Here is a 20,416-nt window from a genome sequence, read left to right on the forward strand (position 1 = left end):
AATCAGACAGTTTGGGCCTGCCCGAATACGAATGAATTCTGAATGTGCGGGTCGAACGGGCGGTTTCCCGCCCGTCCGATAAAGTTATTTTACGCTCAGCGCGGCATCGACCAGTTCGGCCTGTTCGCGCAGGTGAGCCTTGAGCAAGCCCGTTGCCGGGGACGCGGCAGCCTTGCGACCGACATAGATCGGGCGTCCGGCCTTGTGTTTGATTTCAGACAGCACGCCTTCGATACGACGATCGACGAAGTACCAGGACCCCATGTTTTCGGGTTCTTCCTGACACCAGACCACGTCGGCATTGGGATATTTGGCAAGTTCTTCTGCCAGTTCCTTGGCCGGCCACGGATAGAGCTGTTCGACGCGCACCAGGGCAACATCGTCAATCCCGCGGTTTTCGCGTTCAGCGAGCAGATCGTAATAGACCTTGCCCGCCGACAGGACGACGCGTTTGACCTTTTTGGCATCGGTCAGTTTGCCGGTTTCGCTGATCACTGATTTGAAGACAGTGCCCGGTCCGAATTCGGACAGCGAGGAGACCGCCTGTTTGTGACGCAGAAGCGATTTCGGCGTCATCAGGATCAGGGGCTTGCGGAACGAACGGCGGATCTGGCGGCGCAGGATGTGGTAATAGTTTGCAGGGGTCGTGACGTTGGCCACCTGCATGTTGTTTTCACCACAAAGCTGCAGATACCGTTCCAGACGGGCGGAACTGTGTTCCGGGCCCTGACCTTCGTAACCGTGCGGCAACAGCATCACCAGACCCGACATGCGCAGCCATTTGGCTTCGCCCGAGCTGATGAACTGGTCAATGATGACCTGTGCACCGTTGGCAAAATCACCGAACTGGGCTTCCCACAGAACCAGCGAATGCGGTTCGGCAAGGGTGATGCCATATTCGAAGCCCAGAACACCGGCTTCGGACAGGGGCGAGTTGAGGACTTCAAGCTCGGCCTGGCCGGTACGGATGTTGTTGAGCGGGGTGTATTTTGCCTCGTTGGTCTGATCGACCAGTTTTGCGTGACGCTGCGAGAAGGTGCCGCGCTGGCAATCCTGACCGGACAGACGCACCGGTGTGCCTTCGCACATCAGGGTGCCGAAGGCGAGGGCTTCACCGGTTGCCCAGTCGATGCCTTCGCCGGTTTCGAACATCTTGGCCTTGGCCTTGAGCTGGCGCAGGATTTTCTTGTTGATGTCATAGTCGCTGGGCGGGGTCGAAAGCGCCCGGCCAACTTCCTGCAACAAGTCGTTTTCCACACCGGTCTGACCGGTCCAGTCCGCATCTTCGCCGTGCGAGGAGGCGAGGCCCGACCATTTGCCTTCGAGCCAGTCTGCCTTGTTCGGGCGATAGGCTTCGGAGGCCTTGAATTCGTCGTCAAGGTGGCTCTGGAATTTCTGATCCAGTTCCTTGACGCGTTCTTCGGTCAGAAGACCTTCCTTGACCAGCTTCTGGGCGTAGATGTCCTTGGTGGTCGGGTGTTTGCCGATCACGTCATACATCTTGGGCTGGGTGAAGGCCGGTTCGTCGCTTTCGTTGTGGCCAAAGCGGCGATAGCAGAACATGTCGATGACAACGTCCTGTTTGAATTCCTGACGGAATTCGGTCGCGATGCGTGCGGCGTGAACCACGGCTTCGGGGTCGTCACCATTGACATGGATGATCGGCGCCTGAACGACCTTGGCAATATCCGAGCAGTAAGGCGAAGAACGGCTATCGGACGGCTTGGTGGTGAAACCGATCTGGTTGTTGACGACAAAGTGGATCGTACCGCCGGTACGATAGCCTTTGAGGTGCGACAGATCGAAGGTTTCAGCGACAAGACCCTGACCGGCAAAGGCCGCATCCCCGTGAAGGAGGATACCCATGACCTGTTCGCGTGCAGTGTCCTTGCGCTGTGCCTGTTTGGCGCGGACCTTGCCCAGAACGACGGTGTTTACCGCTTCGAGGTGGGACGGGTTCGCGGTCAGCGACAGGTGAACAACGTTGCCGTCAAATTCGCGGTCAGCGGACGTGCCAAGGTGATATTTGACGTCACCAGAGCCCATCACGTCGTCCGGCTTGGACGGGTTGCCCATGAATTCCGAGAAGATCGCCTGGAACGGTTTGTTCAGGACGTTGGCCAGAACGTTCAGACGACCACGGTGCGGCATGCCGAACACGACCTCGCGGATACCAAGCTGGCTGCCGCGTTTGAGGATCTGTTCAAGGGCCGGCATCAGGGCTTCGCCACCGTCGATGCCGAAACGCTTGGTGCCGACATATTTGGTGTGCAGATAGTTTTCGAAACCTTCGGCTTCGACCAGACGTTCAAGGATGGCTTCCTTGCCGCGTGCGGTAAACTGCGTCTGGTTGCCGATGCTTTCGACGCGCTGCTGAATCCAGGATTTCTGTTCGGGTTCCTGGATATGCATGAATTCGATGCCGATCGAGCCGCAATAGGTTTTGCGGGCCAACGATACGATCTGACGAACGGTCGCGGTTTCAAGGCCAAGAACATTGGCGATGTAGATCGGGCGATCCATGTCGGCTTCGGTGAAGCCATAGGTTTTCGGATCGAGTTCCGGGTGCGGATCGCGCGGGGCAAGGCCCAGCGGATCAAGATTCGCTTCGAGATGGCCGCGCACGCGATAGGAGCGGATCAGCATCAGGGCGCGAATCGAATCATGTGCCGCGGCACGGATGGCGTCGGAGCTGACCGGCGCGGTCTGTTGTGCGGCGTGGGCCGCCGGTGCGTAACCGCCATTGGCGGGACGTTCGGCGTGGCCCTGTGAGACGTCGTAACCTTCCATACCGCCAACAACCTTGGTTTCCCGCGGCTGCCAGCTGGGTCCCTGCATTTCGGCAAGGAGATCGGAGGCGTCGTCCTGCAACCCGTCAAAAAACTCGGCCCAGCTCTGATCAACCGCAGTTGGGTTGCTCTGATACCGGGCATAAAGTTCAGCGATGTAGGTTGCGTTCGACTCGTTCAGAATCGTGTCGATATCTTGAGGTTTCATTTGTGGTCTTGGAAGGCATGGTCCCGAAAGAGACCACGCCTCCCCCTGCCTTTCCTCTGACTACCCTGATTACCCGTTCAAAGCCTTGAGCATGGTCGAGCCAAGGCTTGCCGGGGAATCGGCAACAAGAATACCAGCGCTGCGCATTGCTTCCATTTTCGCATCCGCAGTGCCCTTACCGCCGGAGATGATCGCACCGGCATGGCCCATGCGTTTACCCGGAGGTGCGGTGACACCGGCAATGAAGCCAGCAACCGGCTTTTTGACTTTGGAAGCCTGCAGGAATTCGCATGCTTCTTCTTCGGCGGAACCACCGATTTCACCGATCATGATGATGCCCTGGGTTTCAGGGTCATTCAGGAACAGTTCAAGGCAATCGATGAAGTTGGTGCCGTTGACCGGGTCACCACCGATACCGATACAGGTCGACTGACCCAGCCCTGCGGCGGTGGTCTGTGCGACTGCTTCGTAGGTCAGCGTGCCGGAACGGGAAACGATACCGATTTTGCCGCGACGGTGAATGTGGCCCGGCATGATGCCGATCTTGCATTCGTCCGGCGTGATGACACCCGGGCAGTTCGGACCGACCAGACGGGTTTTCGAACCCGAAAGGGCGCGCTTGACGCGAACCATGTCGGCAACCGGAATGCCTTCGGTGATGCAGACAGCCAGTTCGACTTTGGCGTCGATGGCCTCAAGGATCGCATCAGCCGCGAAGGGCGGCGGAACATAGATCACCGATGCATTGGCACCGGTCACATGGACCGCTTCGTCAACGGTGTTGAAGACCGGCAGGTCAAGGTGCTTGGTGCCGCCTTTACCCGGGGTCACGCCGCCAACCATTTTGGTGCCATAGGCAATTGCCTGTTCGCTGTGGAAGGTACCCTGCGAACCGGTGAAACCCTGGCAGATAACTTTGGTGTTTTTATCGACGAGAACAGCCATAGTTACGCGGCCTCCTTCACAGCTTTGACCACCTTTTCGGCGGCATCGGCAAGGTTATCGGCCGAAACAATCGGCAGACCCGATTCTTCGAGGATTTTCTTGCCAAGTTCGACATTCGTACCTTCGAGGCGAACGACCAGCGGAACGTTCAGGCTGACTTCGCGGGCTGCTGCCACAACGCCGTCTGCGATCACGTCACAGCGCATGATACCGCCAAAGATGTTGACCAGGATGCCTTCGACATTCGGATCAGACAGGATCAGCTTGAAGGCCGTGGTCACGCGTTCCTTGGTGGCACCGCCGCCAACGTCAAGGAAGTTTGCCGGTGCGCCGCCATAAAGCTTGATGATGTCCATGGTTGCCATGGCAAGGCCTGCGCCGTTGACCATGCAGCCGATGGTGCCGTCGAGCTTGATGTAGTTGAGGCTGTGTTTTGCAGCTTCGAGCTCGGCCGGGTTTTCTTCGTCTTCGTCGCGCAGTTCTTCGATGTCGGGATGACGGAACAGCGCGTTGTCGTCGAAGTTCATTTTGCAATCAAGCGCGATGATGTCGCCATCACCGGTAACGACCAGCGGGTTGATTTCAACCATGGCGGCATCGGTTTCGAGGAAGCAGTTATACATGGCGGTCATGAATTTGACGGCCTTGGAAACCTGTTTGCCTTCGAGGCCCAGTGCGAATGCGAGTTTACGGCCATGGAAGCCCGAGAAACCGGCAGCCGGATCGATGTCAACGGTGACGATCTTTTCCGGGGTTGCTTCGGCAACTTCCTCGATGTCCATGCCGCCTTCGGTGGAGGCCATGAAGATCACGCGCGAAGTGGCACGGTCAACAAGCAGCGAAAGATAAAGTTCGCGTGCGATGTCGCAGCCTTCTTCGATATAGACGCGTTTGACTTCCTTGCCATCCGGGCCGGTCTGGTGGGTGACCAGGGTCGCGCCGAGCATCTGGCCGGCATTGGTGCCGACTTCCTCGACGCTTTTGACGACGCGAACGCCGCCCTTATCGCCAGCGGTTGCTTCCTTGAAGGTGCCTTTACCGCGGCCACCTGCATGGATCTGTGATTTCACCACGTAAACCGGGCCAGCCAGGGACTGGGCCGCTTCGGTGGCTTCCTGAGCGGTGTATGCAACCTTGCCGTTCGGCACGGTCACACCGTATTTGCGAAGAATTTCTTTCGCCTGGTACTCATGAATATTCATGTTCGGTCGCTTTCTTGCCTTCCGTACGATTTCCTGTGGGTCAGAAATCGTGGTTTCAATGTCCCTGCTTCATAACGGGACGTTGTTGCGAGGCCCGCGTTCATTGACGTTATAATAACGACAATGAATGAAAAACGGGCCGGTCACTGACCAGCCCGCTTCGCGATCTTAGAGCATGCCCTTGGCAGCTTCGACGAGGCCGCGAACTGCGTTCACGGAGTTGTCGAAGTTTGCCTTTTCGGACTCGTCGAGGTTGATTTCGACGATGCGTTCAACACCGCCAGCGCCCAGAACGACCGGGACGCCGACATACAGGCCGTCAACGCCGTATTCGCCGCTAAGGTAAGCAGCAACCGGCATGACGCGTTTCTGGTCTTTCAGGTAGCTTTCGGCCATCGCGATTGCCGAAGCAGCCGGGGCGTAGAAAGCGGAACCGGTTTTGAGAAGAGCGACGATCTCAGCACCACCGTCACGGGTGCGCTGAACGATCTGGTCGATCTTTTCCTGGGTGGTCCAGCCCATTTTGATCAGGTCGGGAACCGGGATACCGGCAACGGTCGAATAACGGATCGACGGGACCATGGTATCGCCGTGACCGCCCAGAACGAAGGCGGTGACATCCTTGACCGATACATTGAATTCTTCGGCGAGGAAGTAACGGAAGCGGGCAGAGTCCAGAACGCCAGCCATGCCGACAACTTTTTTCGGATCGAAGCCGGTTGCCTGCTGCATCACCCAGACCATCGCATCAAGCGGGTTGGTGATGACGATGACGAATGCGTCCGGGGCATGTTCCTTGATGCCCTGACCAACCTGGGTCATGACCTTGGTATTGATGCCGATGAGGTCATCACGGCTCATACCGGGTTTGCGGGCCACACCGGCAGTCACGATAACGACATCAGCGCCTGCGATGTCCTTATAGTCACTGGTGCCCTTGAGGTCGGCATCAAACATGTCGACGGGGGAGGATTCAGCAATGTCGAGAGACTTGCCCTGTGGCATGCCATCAACGATGTCGAAAAGGACGACGTCGCCAAGCTCTTTCAGGCCGACGAGGTGGGCCAGAGTACCACCAATATTGCCGGCACCGACGAGCGCGATCTTGTTGCGGGCCATTCCGTTACCTTCTTCCCTATTGCGCTTCCGAGGCGTCGAAACTCAACTTGGGAGCGCGATTGAAAATTTAAACCTGCGAACGCGAAAGAATCGTTCGTAAACACCGAGTGTCGTAAACTGATTCGGCCGCTTTTACAAGGGGAAACGCCGCTGTTTTCACGAGGAAAACCGCCGGTTCCCGGTTTGTTGCAACTATTGTCTAAACGCTTAAAAACCAATCATGTTGCAGATGCGAATAAATGCAAATCGGCAGCAAAACCAAAGCCTGTTTGCGCCTTGGCGCTGCCTAAAGGAAAGGCAGGTCGCGCTTTTGCCGCGAATTGATGCGCATGATCTTATCTTTTGACGTCAAGCCTTGCAGGAAACGGCCATCTGCCATGCGGCAGGCGGTGCATGAGGAAATCGTGCTTCAGGCAGATTCTGCATTTTTGCAAAGACAAATGCACGCCAGACGCAAGAATCGGCATGCCAACCCGCACCTGCTGGTGATTTTTTGTGCCATCATTGAAGCCGTGCGGGTGGAGTCGTTTTTGAGGCGTTCAAATTCGCCCGGACTACAGGGGCATCAGATGGGGCGTCAGATGGGTCAGGTCAGATGCGGCATGTCGAGATATTCCTGGCTGCGCATTTCGGTCATGCGCGACACGGTGCGCTGGAATTCAAACGAATAATCGCCGTCGGTATAGATTTCCGACGGATCGCATTCAATCGCACAGATCAGCTTGGTTTTATGTTCATACATCGCATCGATCAGGGTTCCGAACCGTTTGGCCCAGTCGCGGCGCGAGTCCGGCAGTTTCGGGATCAGGTCGATGACGATGGTATGGAAATGGGTGGCAATCGCGATGTAATCGCCCGGTCCGAGCGGCTTGGTGCAAAGTTCGTCAAAGGTGAAGCGCGCCACACCAGCCCCGGCGGCGGAAATTTCGATCTTGCGGCCCTTGTTGGTCAGGCTGTCGGGGGCGACGCGGGCACCTTCGGTGACGGTTGCGAACATCTCGTCAATTTTCGCTTTCGCATCGGGACCTGCCGGGAACAGGAAGACATCGGCCGCCGTCAGATTGCGCATGCGGTAATCGGTCGGGCTTGCGAGTTCGAGCACATCAAGTTTCTGTTTGATCATGTCGATGAAGGGCAGGAAGTTCTGACGTTGCAGGCCGTCCTTGTAAAGATCATCGGGCATGCGGTTGGACGTTGTGACAATCACCACGCCATGATCAAAAAGCTGTTCGAACAGGCGGCCCAGAATCATCGCATCGGTGATGTCGGTGACCTGCATTTCATCAAAACACAGAAGCCACGCATCATTGGCCAGATCCTTGGCAATTGGCGGGATCGGGTCGGCATCGTCCTTTGATTTGGTTTTGCGGAAACGGTGCATGCGATCATGCACGTCCTGCATGAAATCGTGGAAATGCACCCGGCGTTTGCGATCCACGGCAACGGTTTCGTAAAACAGGTCCATCAGCATCGATTTGCCGCGCCCGACTTCGCCGTAAATATAAAGGCCCTGCGGCGGTTCGGGTTCTTCGCGGCGGCGCGTCAGGCCAAACCGTTCGCGCCAGCCGCCCGACCCGGTATGCGGTTCGTAATGGTTCAGCGCCTTGAACAGGCTTTGCAGTTTTTCGGCACAGAGTTCCTGCATGGGATCATGGGACAGTTCGCCCGCGGTGATTTTCGCGCGGTAACGTGAAAGCGGGCCGTCGGTCATCAAGGATCTCGTCATGCAGTGAAGGTGAATAAGGGCGGATGGTCAAAGTCATAGCGCCAAGCTGCTTTGCAATGCAACAAGGCTGTGTCGCATGGCTGGGACCTGGCCCCAGTTTGCGCGATGTGCAGAAGTGTCCCGTGCCGCAAAAGATGACATTCAGAAGCAGTTATATTTCGTGAAAATGCGAACCGGCATTGACGGAATGTTGGGAAGATCCTGTTTTTTGAGGCTTGCACGCAAGCATTCGATACTGAAGCTGATTTCCCGATCCAGATCGTGGCCGATTACAAAATCCATTCCACCTGTTTCGAGGAGGATTCTGGAGTTACTGTTAAGTTCGTGGCCAATAAACGTCACTTCGCCACTAAGCCCCTCATCACGTAAAGCTTCCGCGATCCCCGTATTGCCACCTGCTACATTATAAATGCCGCCAGGGGGGCCGTGATCACGAATATAATTTCGGACGTTCCTGTAGGAATATTCGAAATCATCATTGCTGCTGACGCGCTCTTCTACCGTCAGGGATGGGTATTCTGAGCGAAGAACCCGTCTGAAGCCCAGTTCACGTTCTTCCTGGCAACGATACGGGGCGCTAATGACAAGCAAAACTCTGCTGTTGGAAGAACTGATCGATGTTCCCATGAGGCATGCTGCCGTCGAGCCTGCTCCGGTTTGATCGTTGCCGATATAGGCTATTCGCCGGGAATTCGGCAGATCAGTTGTTACACATACGACAGGCACGCCGCGCGCTGATACTGCGCGAACGGCTCGATTGATTATCAAGTCTTCGCGCGCGACCAAAACCAGACCGTCGACATCCTGTGAAATTCGCTCGATCTGTTGGGCAAACTGTACGGGTTTAACTTCTGTCGTCAGAACAGAATAGAAGGATAGTTCGAGGTTGGGGTAAGCAGCCTGATAGGCATTAACACCTTCCCTCAGCGACTGATTGAATGCTGCGCCAGAGTCCGAGAGAAACGCGATTTTCAAGCAGGATGAAGCGTCAGTTGGGCTTTCAATCGTCAGAGATGAGAGGGCATCAAGCACCCGTTTGCGTGTGACTTCGCGTACGCCGGGTCTTTCATTCAGAACCCGGTCAACGGTTGCTGTGCTGCAGCCCGAAGCGCGTGCGATTTCGGTGATCGTGGGGGATCGCCAATTGCCTCGTTCATCAAAAATGTCGGTCGCATCAATTTTATCAGCCATTTGATGGATTATTCCTGAAACTAACATCACGTCAATGTGAATATCGATTCGATACAGCGTGGGACCAATTATCGGCTCTATTTTGATGTGATTTCAATCAAAATAGAGCGATTTTCTGATTATTTGATTTTTAAAGATGTGTTTTGATGTCTTCGTTATCCATCAATAAAAATCAAATATCGGGAGGATACCAACATGAAAAAGGTTATAAATGCGCTGGCAGCGTGTGCCATGCTGGCAATGGCAGCACCGCAAACAGCAACGGCCCAAGAGTCCGAAAACAACTATCGCTTTGTTATGGTGTCGCATATCGGATCAAATGATCCGAATATGAAATGGCTGACGCTCTCGCTTGAGGAGTTCGAGAAAAAGTATCCGAACGTCAAAACGGAATATATCTCGACCAATAACTACTCGGTTCAGGAGCATGTGCGACTGCTTGAACAGGCAATTGCCACGAAGCCGGACGGCATCGCGGTGCCCATTGTCAGTACCGATGCGTTTGAGGTGCCACTGCGCAAAGCAATTGAACAGGGCATCCCGGTTGTTGCTTTCAACATTCCGGACCCCCGCCCGGAAGGCGAACGTATTCCCTATCTTACCTATGTCGGTGGCGATGAATATCTTACCGGCAAGAAGCTGGGCGAATATGCGCTTTCCCGAGCCGACCTGCCGGCCCCCAAACGCGTAGTTTGCGCAACTCATGACTCCGCCCATCAGGGGCTGAAGGCCCGTTGTGCTGGCATGAAGGATGCCATGGAGGCCGCCGGGGCAGAGTTTGAGGAGCTGTTTATTTCCGCAGAGCCAGCGACTGCACGCAATACCTTGCAGTCATATCTTCAGGCCAACCCTGACACCAACTACATTTTCACTGTTGCAAGCTGGTCTGCTCCCTGGGCCTGGGGTGTTGCAAACGATATGGGGCTTTCTCCTGATGTCGATGACAAGGGCGTGACCATCATTACGGTGGATGCGAGCCCTGTTGCCTTGGCTGGTATTAAGGCGGGGCATGTTCTGGCGACCAACAGTCAGGGCTTCTGGTTGCAGGGCTATGCGCCAATGGAATGGCTCTATTGGAAACATGAACTGGGGTATGAGCCGCAGTCTGATATCCTGACCGGCCCGATCGTTGTCGACATCGAGAACATTGATCACTGGGAAGGCTTGGTACGCAATATTTTCGGCGATGCGTACGACGAACAGAACACCTGGTAACCGAGCATGATAGCGCCGGACCGAAACTGCCAGCTCGTGCCGTTTCGGTCCGGATGATGCCCGATACGTGTGTTCGAATGTCCAGCCACAGGTAATGTGCCGAAAGTAAGTTTCCATGTTTTTTCCGACCTCTCTTTCTCGCGGTGCCGGTTTTGGTGCTGTCGTCGGTGTCGCGTTAATGCTGTCCGTCTTTACGGTCATTGATTTTGACGGCTGGTGGACAGTTCAGACCGTCACCAACGTGCTGCACTTTGCCTCAATATTGGGGTTGATCGCGATGGGCCAGGCATTGGTCATCATGTCCAAGGAAATCGATCTGTCTGTTGGATCGGTTTATGGCCTTGCGGGTATCGCCTTCATCACATTGCAACCCGGCCTCGGTGTTCCAGGCGCAATTGTTGCGGCACTTCTGATTTCGGCATTGATCGGTTTTCTTCAGGCAATGGCCGTACTGAAAGGCGCCCTGCCGTCGATGATTGTCACGCTGGGTGGTTTGTTTACTGTCCGCGGGATCATTTATGTCTGGACGGGCGGTTCTGTCCGCGCATTTCCGGAAGAAGCCAGATCACATTGGATTACCCGAATGCTGGGTGGGGAGTTTCTGGGGCTTGAAGCCTCGCTTTTCTGGCTGCTTGTGCTTCTTGCAATTCTAAGCGTTCTGCTATGGAGAACGAAGTTCGGGAACCATTTGCTGGCGGCTGGCGGTGATCTCGACAGCGCCAAATCCCAAGGTGTTCAAACAGACAGGACCAAAACGATCGCCTTTGTGATCTGTTCGCTGCTTGCCGGTTTTGCCGGGATTGTGACCCTTGCAGACCGTCCTCAAACCCATGTCACACTCGGAGAATTGCTGGAACTGGAGGCAATCGCCGCAGCCGTTATTGGCGGCTGTCTTCTATCGGGGGGACGCGGGTCCTTGCTTGGTGCCGTTCTTGGCGCGCTGATCGTTGTGAGTTTCCGATATGAGCTGATTGCGCTGGGCGCTCCATCCTCGTGGTTCATGACCTTTGTCGGGATCGTTTTGATTATCGCCGTCATTTTCAACCAGAAACTGGCGCGCGCGGCCGGACATAGTCTGTGACCGGGAAGGAGGAAACAATGAACAAACAAACACCCCTTATCCAGATCAAGAATCTGGACCTTCATTTCGGTGCTTTTCACGCACTTAAAAATGTGTCCGTAGACTTTCATGCAGGGGAATTGGTGGGGCTTGTCGGGGACAATGGTGCGGGTAAAACCACATTGATCCGTGTCCTTTGCGGTATCCACACCCCTTCTGCCGGTGAAGTTTATTTCGATGGAACCCGTGTGAAGACGTTTCATCCAAAACTGGCCATAGATCAGGGAATTGAAACAATCCAGCAGTCCGTCGGGCTTTGCGACAACCTGTCCATTGCGCGCAACTTTTATCTTGGGCGAGAGCCTGTGAAACGGTTCTGCGGTTTGCCGCTGCTTGATTTTGCGAAGATGCGCGAGATGAGCGGCAGAGTGATAAGGCAATTCGGTCTTCGTGAAAATGTCTCGGTTGATGATGAGGTCGAACGCCTGTCAGGTGGGGAACGTCAGTCGGTCAAAATTGGCCGGGCGGTGGAATTCAAGAACCGTGTTGTGATCATGGATGAGCCGACAAACCATCTTTCGGTCCGCGAACGCGAGCATGTCAACGAACTGGCGCTTCAATTGCGCGATCAAGGGTTGTTGGTGATCTATATCACCCACGACATCTTTCAGGTCCACAGGCTGGCTGATCGCATCGTGATTATGGAGAACGGCGAAAAAATAGAAGACGCATCCACTGAGACAATGTCTGCCGAGGCACTGGAGGAAGTCATTCGCCAGGGCGGGCGCATTGTCGAAAAACGGGATGCGGTCTGATGCTGAAGAGCGAAATCAAACGTCTCGTAAGGCGTCATACCGAGATCGGTATTCTGGTCATTTCCCTGTGTCTGGTGTTGCTGTTTACCCTTACGTCCGAGGGACGATGGGCCAATGCCTATAATATTGGCACCATTCTTCAGGTAACTGCCACGTTGGGGTTGATGACGCTTGGCGTTGCGCTGGTGATCGGAACGGGTGAGATCGATATTTCGGTGGGATCAACCTTTGGCATAGGTGCCCTGATTTATCTGTGGTTTGCCGTGCGCATTGATCCTGTCTTTGCCGCGCTTCTTGCCATCGGCGCAGGTGCTTTGATCGGGGCCTTCAATGGCATTTTGGTAACCCGTACCAAAACCCCGTCGCTGATCATCACGCTTGGTTCTCTGATGATCTTCAGGGGGCTGGCAATTGCGCTGACAGACGGATTTTCATTCTCGGTCCCTTACAAGGAGCGGGATGGATTTTCGTACTCCGTTCTTGGGGGAACCGAGTTCCTAGGCATCAATACCGGGTTCTACTGGTTGGTGGCCGGACTGGCAGTTTTGCTGATTGCTCTGAAAATGACGCCTTGGGGTAATCGGCTTCTGGCTGTCGGGGGCTCCGCCGCCAGCGCACATTCGCGCGGTGTTCGTGTCGAACGCATAAAACTCTCGGCTTTTATTGTTTGTGGTGTGCTTGCCGCCTTTGCCGGGACCCTCGAGGCCAGCAAGCTTGGCTTCGCCGATGGCTCTATGGGCCGATTGATGGAGCTTCAGGCAATTGCGGCCTGCGTGCTTGGCGGATGTGTTCTTGCTGGTGGTCGCATATCCCTGCCCGGAGCTGTTTTGGGCGCGTTCGTGTTGTCTTCGGTTCAATCCTATCTCGTGGTGACCGGTGTTCGCCCGCAATGGTTCATTTTGCTTCTTGGCCTGATTGTTGTTTTTGCAGCACTGGGCGACCGAACACTGCGCCGTTGGTCTTTGAAAAACTAATCTCAACTCGGAAATCTAAAAACATGACGGACAAAATTTATAATATTGCGCTTTTGGGCGCAGGCCGAATTGGACAGGTGCATGCGGCAAATATCGCCGCCCATCCCCTATCAAGGTTGTCCACCGTCGTGGACCCGCAGGAAGGGATTGCCCGGCAACTTGCAGAAGCTTACGGGGCCTCGGTACGTTCTTTGGAAGATGCCCTGTCGAGCAGCGATATTGATGCAATCGTAATCGCCTCGGCTACCAGCACGCATGCGGATTTAATTGAACGCGGGATACGCGCGGGCAAAGCAGTGTTTTGCGAAAAACCGGTTGATCTGTCCATCAGTCGCGTGAATGCCACGCTTGAGGCGATCAAAGGACAGGAAAACAGGCTCTTTGTCGCATTTAATCGCAGGTTTGATCCGGCAGTCGCTGAATTGAAACGCCGGCTTGATGCGGGGGTGATTGGTGACCTGGAACTGGTCACCGTTGTTTCAAAGGATCCGGGTGCGTTGCCCATCGATTATATCAAAGTATCGGGTGGTATGTTCCGCGATATGACAATTCACGATTTCGATATGGCACGCTTCATTCTGGGCGAAGAGCCGGTACGTGTGACTGCTCTGGCATCGACGCTAACGGATCCGGCTATCAAGGCGGAGGGTGACATTGATACGGCATCTGTAACCCTGCAGACAGCCAGCGGTAAAATTGCCGTCATCACCAATTCGCGGCGTGCGTCCTTTGGATACGACCAACGTGTCGAGGCCCACGGTTCGCTTGGTACCTTGCGCACGGAGAATGTCCCCAAAACCATGCTTGTGCAGGAACGTGAGGACGGCGTTACACGTGAAAAGCCACTGTTCTTTTTCCTTGAGCGGTATGCGGAATCCTATGCCGAAGAATGGAAAGAATTTGTCCGTGTTCTGAAGGGTGAAGTTGCGCCGGCACCATCCGGTGAAGATGGCCGCAAAGCTTTGCTGCTTGCCGAGGCGGCCTATCAGTCTCTTGAAACCGGTCGCACCATTGCGCTTTGAATGAGGATACAAAAATGAAAATCGGGATCGTGTCAGACTCTTTGTCCAATCAACCGTTTGAAACGGCGCTGGATACAATCGCGGGAATGGGAATAGAAGGTGTTGAAATCAACACGGGCAACTGGTCGTCCGCGCCACATATAGATTTGGACGCGATGCTGGCGAGTTCTGACGCACGCAAACGATTCATGAACGCGATTACCAGTCGTGGTTTGAGTCTCATTGCGTTGAACTGCAACGGCAATCAATTGCACCCAACGGACGGACAACGCCAATCATCCGTGGTCGAGAAGACAATCAGGCTCGCCTCTGAACTGGAGTGCAATAAAGTTTGCCTGATGTCTGGTCTTCCGGCCGGGGCTCCGACGGACAAGACCCCGAACTGGATTATTTCCGCATGGCCACCGGAAACGAGTGAAATACTTGCCTGGCAGTGGAATGAGGTTTTGCTGCCGTACTGGCGTAAACTTGTCGACAATGGCATGGAGCTTGGTATCGACAAGTTTGCCATCGAACTTCACGGAAATCAGCTGGTGTATAATGTGCCAACCCTTTTGCGGTTACGTGATGCAGTTGGCAAATCGGTTGGCGCGAACCTTGATCCGAGTCATCTGATGTGGATGGGGGCTGATGCGCTGCAGGCTGTATCCGCACTCGGGGATGCCATTCATCATGTCCATGCCAAGGATACCTGGATCAATCCCGACAAGGCCGCAACAATTTCACGGCTAGATACCGGACCGATGATCGATGTCGCCGAGCGCGCATGGTCCTATATCACCATCGGTTATGGTCACGGTGAAAGCTGGTGGCGAGAGTTTTGCTACAGGTTGCGGCTTGTCGGGTATGACAGTTGGCTGTCAATCGAACATGAAGATCCCGTGCTGTCATGTGCGGAAGGGGTTCAGCGTTCGGTGAATGTATTGAAATCAGCCGCACCAGAGAAAGTAAGTGATTTTTCTCTTCAGCCTATCTGATGCTCCGCCTCCCTTAGAGCATTAACTCTCCCCTCGCGTGGCATTTTCCTTTTGGGGTCAATCTGCTGTGTGAGGGGAGCTTTCTTTGAGCGCTTGTCAGTGATTCCCTTGTTTATCGGGGGGTATTTAAAGAATGGTCAGATCAGGCGCATCTTTTTAAACAGCCAGATTTCAAAGACGACGATTGCGGCGAGAATGAGCGATACGCCAGCAAAACCAAACGGGCTTTCGGCGGCGGGAATTCCGCCGACATTGATGCCCAGAAGCCCGGTGACGAAACTGATTGGCAGGAACAGACCGGCGATCACGGTCAGCCAGTACATGGTGCGGTTCATGCGTTCGGTTTCCAGCGCCATCATGTTTTCATTGACGATCTGGATGCGTTCGCGAAGGGAGTCAAATTCTTCGACCAGGCGGATGGTTTTATCGGTCAGCGTGCGTGCGCGGCGTTTATAGCGTTTATCAAGCCAGCCGGTTTTATGTTCGACATATTGCGCCAGCGCATCGCGTTGCGGGGACAGATGGCGGCGCAGACGCAAAAGCTGATTGCGGACATCCGAACAGCGCCGACGCAGCGGCAGGGTTTTGTTTTCAGGCGTGCCTTCCTGATCGTCTTCGATGGTGTCGACTTCGTCTTCGAGGCCAAGCACGACATTATCGACGCGAAATACCAGCCGTTCGGCGACGGTGAGGACGAAATCATCGGGATTGCGCGGCGCGTTATTCTGCGCAATCGCGGCCCGGATATCATCAAATGCCTTCAGCGACCGGTTGCGCAGCGTAATCACCAGATTGCCCGATACCCAGAAGCGGGCCGAAATCATATCGGCGGGATCATTTTCGGCGTTCAGATTGACGCCCCGCAAATTCATCGAATAGCCATGATCATAAAAGAAGACCGATGGCCGGGTGCCGCGCGTGGACAGGTTATCGGCGATGGTGGGGTCAAGTCCGACAATGTCGATCAGCCAGCGCCCGACGCCATCGGCCATCCAGTCGAGATGCACCCAGAGAAATTCATGTTCACCGGTTTGGGGAAGGTTTTTGCTGATGTCCTGCCATTCAAGGGGCGTTCCGTTGCCGTCGCTATCGAGTTTGAAAGCATTGATCAGGGCGGATGAAGGCATGTGGGGCTCCGTCTGGTGCTTGAAGACAGGTTGGGGCCGGTCCGGGAACGAAACGGGACGTGATTCGTTATCGACGACAGTGTAACCTGTTTGCAAATCAGGAAAAACGGGTTTTGGGCATTCGCCCGCCAGAGGTCAGTATGGAATATCTATCATGACGACAGTTCGACCGATTGTAGTGTGGATTATGGCGACAATAATGTCCGCCATCCTGATCAGTGGCGGCGCATATGCGCAGGACAAGACACAGGAAAATCCCCAGAAGATCGAACTGGATCAAAGCCAGAAACTGATATCTGGCTGGAATGACGGTCTTGATGACATTGATGCGGCCCTGTCGGACGGCGAAGTCAGCGGGCGGTTGTTAAATGAAAGCCGGGCCCAGGTCGAAAAGATCACCGAGGGCAGTGCGACATTGCAGTCAAGTGCGGCGGAGCGTCTGAACCGCCTGAATGCCGCCCTTGGCAAACTGGGCGAACCGCCCGCCGAAGGCCAAAGCGAAGTCCCCGCGGTTGCCGCCGAACGATCCCGTCTTAACGATGCGATTGCCGAGATCAGCGGCGTGATCAAGCAGGTTGAACTGGTTGATTTTCGTGCGACCGAGGTTTCCGACCATCTGGCGCGGATTTCGCGCGAACGGTTTACGCGGCGTATTCTGGGCCGGGTTGACGTGCCGTGGGACGGGGAAACCTGGGGCCAGGTATGGTCGGGCGCGATTGAACTGCCCGACATGGTGCGCAGCCGCTATGCCGATCTTGATCTTGAAGGCCAGATTGGCGACGAGCTGGCAGAGGTCGCGCCGGGGCTGGTGTTGCTGGCGTTTATCGTGATGGCCGCCCTGATCGGCGGCGAGGTCGCGGTGCTGCGCTGGTTGCCGGAAAGATGGCAGCATGTGCCAAAGGAAGACCGGGTTTCATTGATATCGGGGACGCGGTTCCTGTTTACGGCGATGGTGCCGGGTATCGCACTTGTCATTGCCTATCAGATCGTTAATCGACAGCCCGATCTTCTGGCCGGAAGCATGGGTGATTTCATCTATCAGTGCTTTGCCGCCCTTTTGTTCCTGCTGTTTGTCGGGGCGGCGATCCGCAGTATTTATTCCCCGTTCCTGCCGGGGATGCGGCGCGCGGGCACGACCGCGACGGGGGCGCGGGTTGTCGGGCTTTTATCGTTGCTGGCGGCGGTGATTTACGCATCCGATCTGGTGCTGTTGCAAGGCGCTACCACCCTTGGCACGTCGCTTGAAATCGCGCTGGTGCAAAGTGTTTCCAACGTTTTCCTGATTTCGGTCATTCTGTTTGTCTGTTCGCTTGGCGTGTTCTGGGAACATGGCGAACCGGACCGGCACGAATTATGGGCCAAGGTCGAAAGACGGTCGCGCCGCGGATTGCGGATCGTGGCGGTCCTGCTGCCGGTGCTGACGCTTCTGGGCTATGTGGCGCTCGCACGGTTCATCCTTGAAAACCTGATGACCGGGCTTGCGTTTATCACCAGTTACTGGCTGTTGCGTGGCTATGCGCGCGCCCTTGTGCATACCTATCTGGTGAAACCGTCATCGCCCGATGATGACGGGGCCAGTGATGCGGTGCATGGCACGCTTTATTTCTGGCTGCGTGTGACGATTGATGTCGTGATGTTTTCGGTTGCCGTGCCGCTGGCGGTGCTGATCTTTACCGACATTGCGTGGGCGGATTTGCTTGATGCCGCCGAAAAGGCGTTTATCGGGATACAGGTGGGCGGGATCAATTTCTCGCTCCGCGCCATTCTGATCGCGATTTTGCTGTTTTTGGCGGTTCTGGGCGTCATGCGGTTTTTCCAGCGGATGCTCAATACGCGCGTTCTGCCCAACACCAAGCTTGACGAAGGTTTGCAGCATTCGGTTTCGGCGATTTTCGGCTATGCCGGGATTTGCCTTGCGGTGTTGCTGGCGATTTCGGCGGCGGGGATGGATTTGTCCAACCTTGCGATCATTGCCGGTGCGATTTCGGTCGGTATCGGTTTTGGCATGCAAAGTATCGTCAGTAACTTTGTGTCGGGCCTGATCCTTCTGATCGAACGACCGATCAAGGTGGGTGACTGGATCGTGGTCGGGGCCGATCAGGGGCTGGTCAAGGATATCCGGGTGCGCGCGACCGAGATCGAAACCTTTGACCGGTCATCGGTGGTGATCCCGAACTCCGAACTGATTTCGAACCGGGTGATGAACTGGACGCTTAAGGATCGCAGCGGGCGGGGGATTATCCGTATCGGGGTTTCGTATGGATCGGATGCCAACAAGGTGCGTGAAATCCTGCTGGAGATCGCGGACAAGCGCCGCGAAATCCTGAGCTATCCGGCCCCACAGGTGGTGTTTATGGATTTCGGGGCCAGCTCGCTTGATTTCGAATTGCGCTATTTCCTGCGCGATATCGGTGATGTTCTATCGGTGGGCAGTGCGGTGCGGTTCGAGATCCTTGAACGGTTCCGAGCCGAAGGTGTTGAAATTCCGTTCCCGCAGCAGGATGTGCATTTCCGCGATATCGACAGACTGGCGGCCGCCATCCGCGATGCCGGGCATGGCAACCCCAAGCCGGTAATCGAGGCGAAGGATGAAGTGCCTGAGGCGAATGCCGAAACAGGTGATGGCGAGGGAGCCGACCCGGCCACACCGCCATCGACCGCCAAGGATGAAAACCGCGACAGGGACGCGGCTGCGCGCAGTATCCCCGATGCCGGGGGTGATGCGGACGGGGATGGGCCACGTTAAGCAGGTAATCGGGCGGTATTAAATATCGAAAAGGGCGGCCGTGATCTTTTGGCCCATCGGGGCCATCAGGTGACGGTCGCGTTGCGAGAGCCAGCGCATTTCGGCGATTTCGCGCGACGGGGTCAATGTGCCGGTGAAGCGTGCGGCGAAGCATTGCATGCGGACAATAACCCCAGATGGCTGGTTATGGCCGTGGCCGGCATGGATGCCCAGCGGGCGGATGGATTTTTCGATCAGCATCACACCCAGTTCTTCACGGATTTCACGGATCAGGGCTTCGATGGCGGTTTCGTCCGCATCGATCTTGCCACCGGGCAGGTAAAAACGATCCCGCCCGTGGCTTCTTACCGACAGGACTTTGCCGCCGTCGCGGAAAATCCAGTTGGCGGTTTCGACAATCCTTGGGGCTGGTCTGATAGCGTTCATCGTGATCCGCCCCGATCAGAGAATGGCGACATCCAGCCCGATATCGACCGCCGGGGCCGATTGGGTGATGCGCCCGACCGAGACATAATCAACCCCGGTGGCGGCAATCGCGCCAATGGTTTGCAGGTTCACACCGCCGGATGCCTCTGTCTTGCAGCGGCCCGCCACAATCGCAACCGCCTGGCGCAGCATATCGGGGCCCATGTTATCAAGCAGGATGATGTCGGCACCGGCATCGGTGGCTTCACGGACCTGATCAAGCGTATCGCATTCGACTTCGATTTTCGGCAGGTTTGCCGCACGGGCGGATTTCACGCATTCGGTGATCGAGCCGACCACACCGATATGGTTATCCTTGATCATCACCCCGTCATAAAGACCCATGCGATGGTTCTGCGCACCGCCCATGCGGGTGGCGTATTTTTCCATCTTGCGCCAGCCCGGAAGGGTTTTGCGGGTATCAAGCAATTTGGCCGTCGTATTGCCCATCGCCGCGACATAGCTGCGTGTGGTGGTGGCAATGCCCGACAGATGTTGCAGGGTATTGAGGGCTGTGCGTTCCGCGGTCAGGATGCCGCGTGCATTGCCTTCGACCACGGCCAGCACGTCCTTGGCTGCAATCGCATCGCCGTCCTCGCAATGCTTGGTGATTTTGGCATCGGGGACCAGTTTGCGGAAACATTCAAGGGCGATATCCAGACCGGCGACCACGATATCCTCCCGCGTTTCAAGCGCGACGCGCAGGCGCGCATCGGCGGGGATGACATTGTCCGATGTGATGTCACCGGTGCCGATATCCTCGGCAAAGGCGCGGTCGATGAATTCGGAAATTTCAGCCTGGGTCAGGACGGTCATGGTGGGGCGCATCTTTTTG

General features: G+C 55.6%; 16 protein-coding genes. 7 read left to right on the top strand and 9 right to left on the bottom strand.

What is annotated here, in order from left to right; genetic code table 11:
• Positions 1–84: 84 nt before the first annotated feature.
• The 6 genes from SMB34_RS12210 to SMB34_RS12235 form a co-directional block, all read right to left on the bottom strand.
• A complete protein-coding gene (locus SMB34_RS12210; protein WP_037990445.1) occupies positions 85–2,997 on the bottom strand; it encodes a 2-oxoglutarate dehydrogenase E1 component in 2,913 nt (970 codons plus the stop codon).
• Between the two features lie 69 nt (positions 2,998–3,066).
• Positions 3,067–3,942, bottom strand: coding sequence for a succinate--CoA ligase subunit alpha (gene sucD / locus SMB34_RS12215; RefSeq protein WP_007089205.1), 876 nt, complete (start codon positions 3,940–3,942; stop codon positions 3,067–3,069).
• Between the two features lie 2 nt (positions 3,943–3,944).
• Complete coding sequence (sucC, locus tag SMB34_RS12220) at positions 3,945–5,174, bottom strand: ADP-forming succinate--CoA ligase subunit beta (RefSeq protein WP_258547382.1); 1,230 nt, start codon at positions 5,172–5,174, stop codon at positions 3,945–3,947.
• A 138-nt stretch (positions 5,175–5,312) separates the two neighbouring features.
• A complete protein-coding gene (gene mdh / locus SMB34_RS12225; RefSeq protein WP_007089203.1) occupies positions 5,313–6,263 on the bottom strand; it encodes a malate dehydrogenase in 951 nt (316 codons plus the stop codon).
• 586 nt (positions 6,264–6,849) lie between these two features.
• Complete coding sequence (gene zapE / locus SMB34_RS12230; RefSeq protein ID WP_007089201.1) at positions 6,850–7,974, bottom strand: cell division protein ZapE; 1,125 nt, start codon at positions 7,972–7,974, stop codon at positions 6,850–6,852.
• A 156-nt stretch (positions 7,975–8,130) separates the two neighbouring features.
• Positions 8,131–9,180 carry a LacI family DNA-binding transcriptional regulator gene (locus SMB34_RS12235; protein WP_051682276.1) on the bottom strand — a complete coding sequence of 350 codons (1,050 nt, stop codon included), beginning with the start codon at positions 9,178–9,180 and terminating at the stop codon, positions 8,131–8,133.
• Positions 9,181–9,375: 195 nt separating this feature from the next.
• On the opposite strand from SMB34_RS12235, the gene SMB34_RS12240 reads away from it, so the two are divergent.
• From SMB34_RS12240 to SMB34_RS12265, 6 genes are all read left to right on the top strand, one after another.
• Entirely contained in the window at positions 9,376–10,395 is a 1,020-nt protein-coding gene (locus tag SMB34_RS12240; RefSeq protein ID WP_037990451.1) for a sugar ABC transporter substrate-binding protein, read from the top strand.
• Positions 10,396–10,510: 115 nt separating this feature from the next.
• Entirely contained in the window at positions 10,511–11,476 is a 966-nt protein-coding gene (locus SMB34_RS12245) for an ABC transporter permease (protein ID WP_037990454.1), read from the top strand.
• A 17-nt stretch (positions 11,477–11,493) separates the two neighbouring features.
• On the top strand, positions 11,494–12,270 hold the full coding sequence (locus SMB34_RS12250) for an ATP-binding cassette domain-containing protein (protein ID WP_022731365.1): 777 nt from the start codon (positions 11,494–11,496) through the stop codon (positions 12,268–12,270).
• Positions 12,270–13,244 carry an ABC transporter permease gene (locus tag SMB34_RS12255; RefSeq protein ID WP_037990456.1) on the top strand — a complete coding sequence of 325 codons (975 nt, stop codon included), beginning with the start codon at positions 12,270–12,272 and terminating at the stop codon, positions 13,242–13,244. The genes SMB34_RS12250 and SMB34_RS12255 overlap by 1 nt, the downstream gene beginning before the upstream one ends.
• A 23-nt stretch (positions 13,245–13,267) precedes the next feature.
• The gene (gene iolG / locus SMB34_RS12260) at positions 13,268–14,266 is read left to right on the top strand and encodes an inositol 2-dehydrogenase (RefSeq protein ID WP_196871101.1); all 999 of its coding nucleotides are present in this window, start codon (positions 13,268–13,270) and stop codon (positions 14,264–14,266) included.
• Positions 14,267–14,280: 14 nt separating this feature from the next.
• A complete protein-coding gene (locus SMB34_RS12265; RefSeq protein ID WP_037990459.1) occupies positions 14,281–15,243 on the top strand; it encodes a sugar phosphate isomerase/epimerase family protein in 963 nt (320 codons plus the stop codon).
• Positions 15,244–15,380: 137 nt separating this feature from the next.
• Here SMB34_RS12265 and SMB34_RS12270 read toward each other — a convergent pair whose 3' ends face one another.
• On the bottom strand, positions 15,381–16,370 hold the full coding sequence (locus SMB34_RS12270) for a zinc transporter ZntB (protein ID WP_037990460.1): 990 nt from the start codon (positions 16,368–16,370) through the stop codon (positions 15,381–15,383).
• A 154-nt stretch (positions 16,371–16,524) separates the two neighbouring features.
• On the opposite strand from SMB34_RS12270, the gene SMB34_RS12275 reads away from it, so the two are divergent.
• Positions 16,525–19,116 carry a mechanosensitive ion channel domain-containing protein gene (locus SMB34_RS12275; RefSeq protein ID WP_240478820.1) on the top strand — a complete coding sequence of 864 codons (2,592 nt, stop codon included), beginning with the start codon at positions 16,525–16,527 and terminating at the stop codon, positions 19,114–19,116.
• Between the two features lie 18 nt (positions 19,117–19,134).
• Here SMB34_RS12275 and SMB34_RS12280 read toward each other — a convergent pair whose 3' ends face one another.
• Together SMB34_RS12280 and nadC are read right to left on the bottom strand one after the other, a co-directional pair.
• Positions 19,135–19,542: an NUDIX hydrolase gene (locus SMB34_RS12280; protein ID WP_037990462.1), complete on the bottom strand. Its 408-nt coding sequence runs from the start codon at positions 19,540–19,542 to the stop codon at positions 19,135–19,137.
• Between the two features lie 15 nt (positions 19,543–19,557).
• Entirely contained in the window at positions 19,558–20,409 is an 852-nt protein-coding gene (nadC, locus tag SMB34_RS12285) for a carboxylating nicotinate-nucleotide diphosphorylase (protein WP_205618050.1), read from the bottom strand.
• Positions 20,410–20,416: the final 7 nt, after the last annotated feature.

It is taken from the genome of Thalassospira permensis NBRC 106175 (assembly GCF_000714555.1).
GTDB classification, from domain to species: Bacteria; Pseudomonadota; Alphaproteobacteria; order Rhodospirillales; family Thalassospiraceae; genus Thalassospira; species Thalassospira xiamenensis.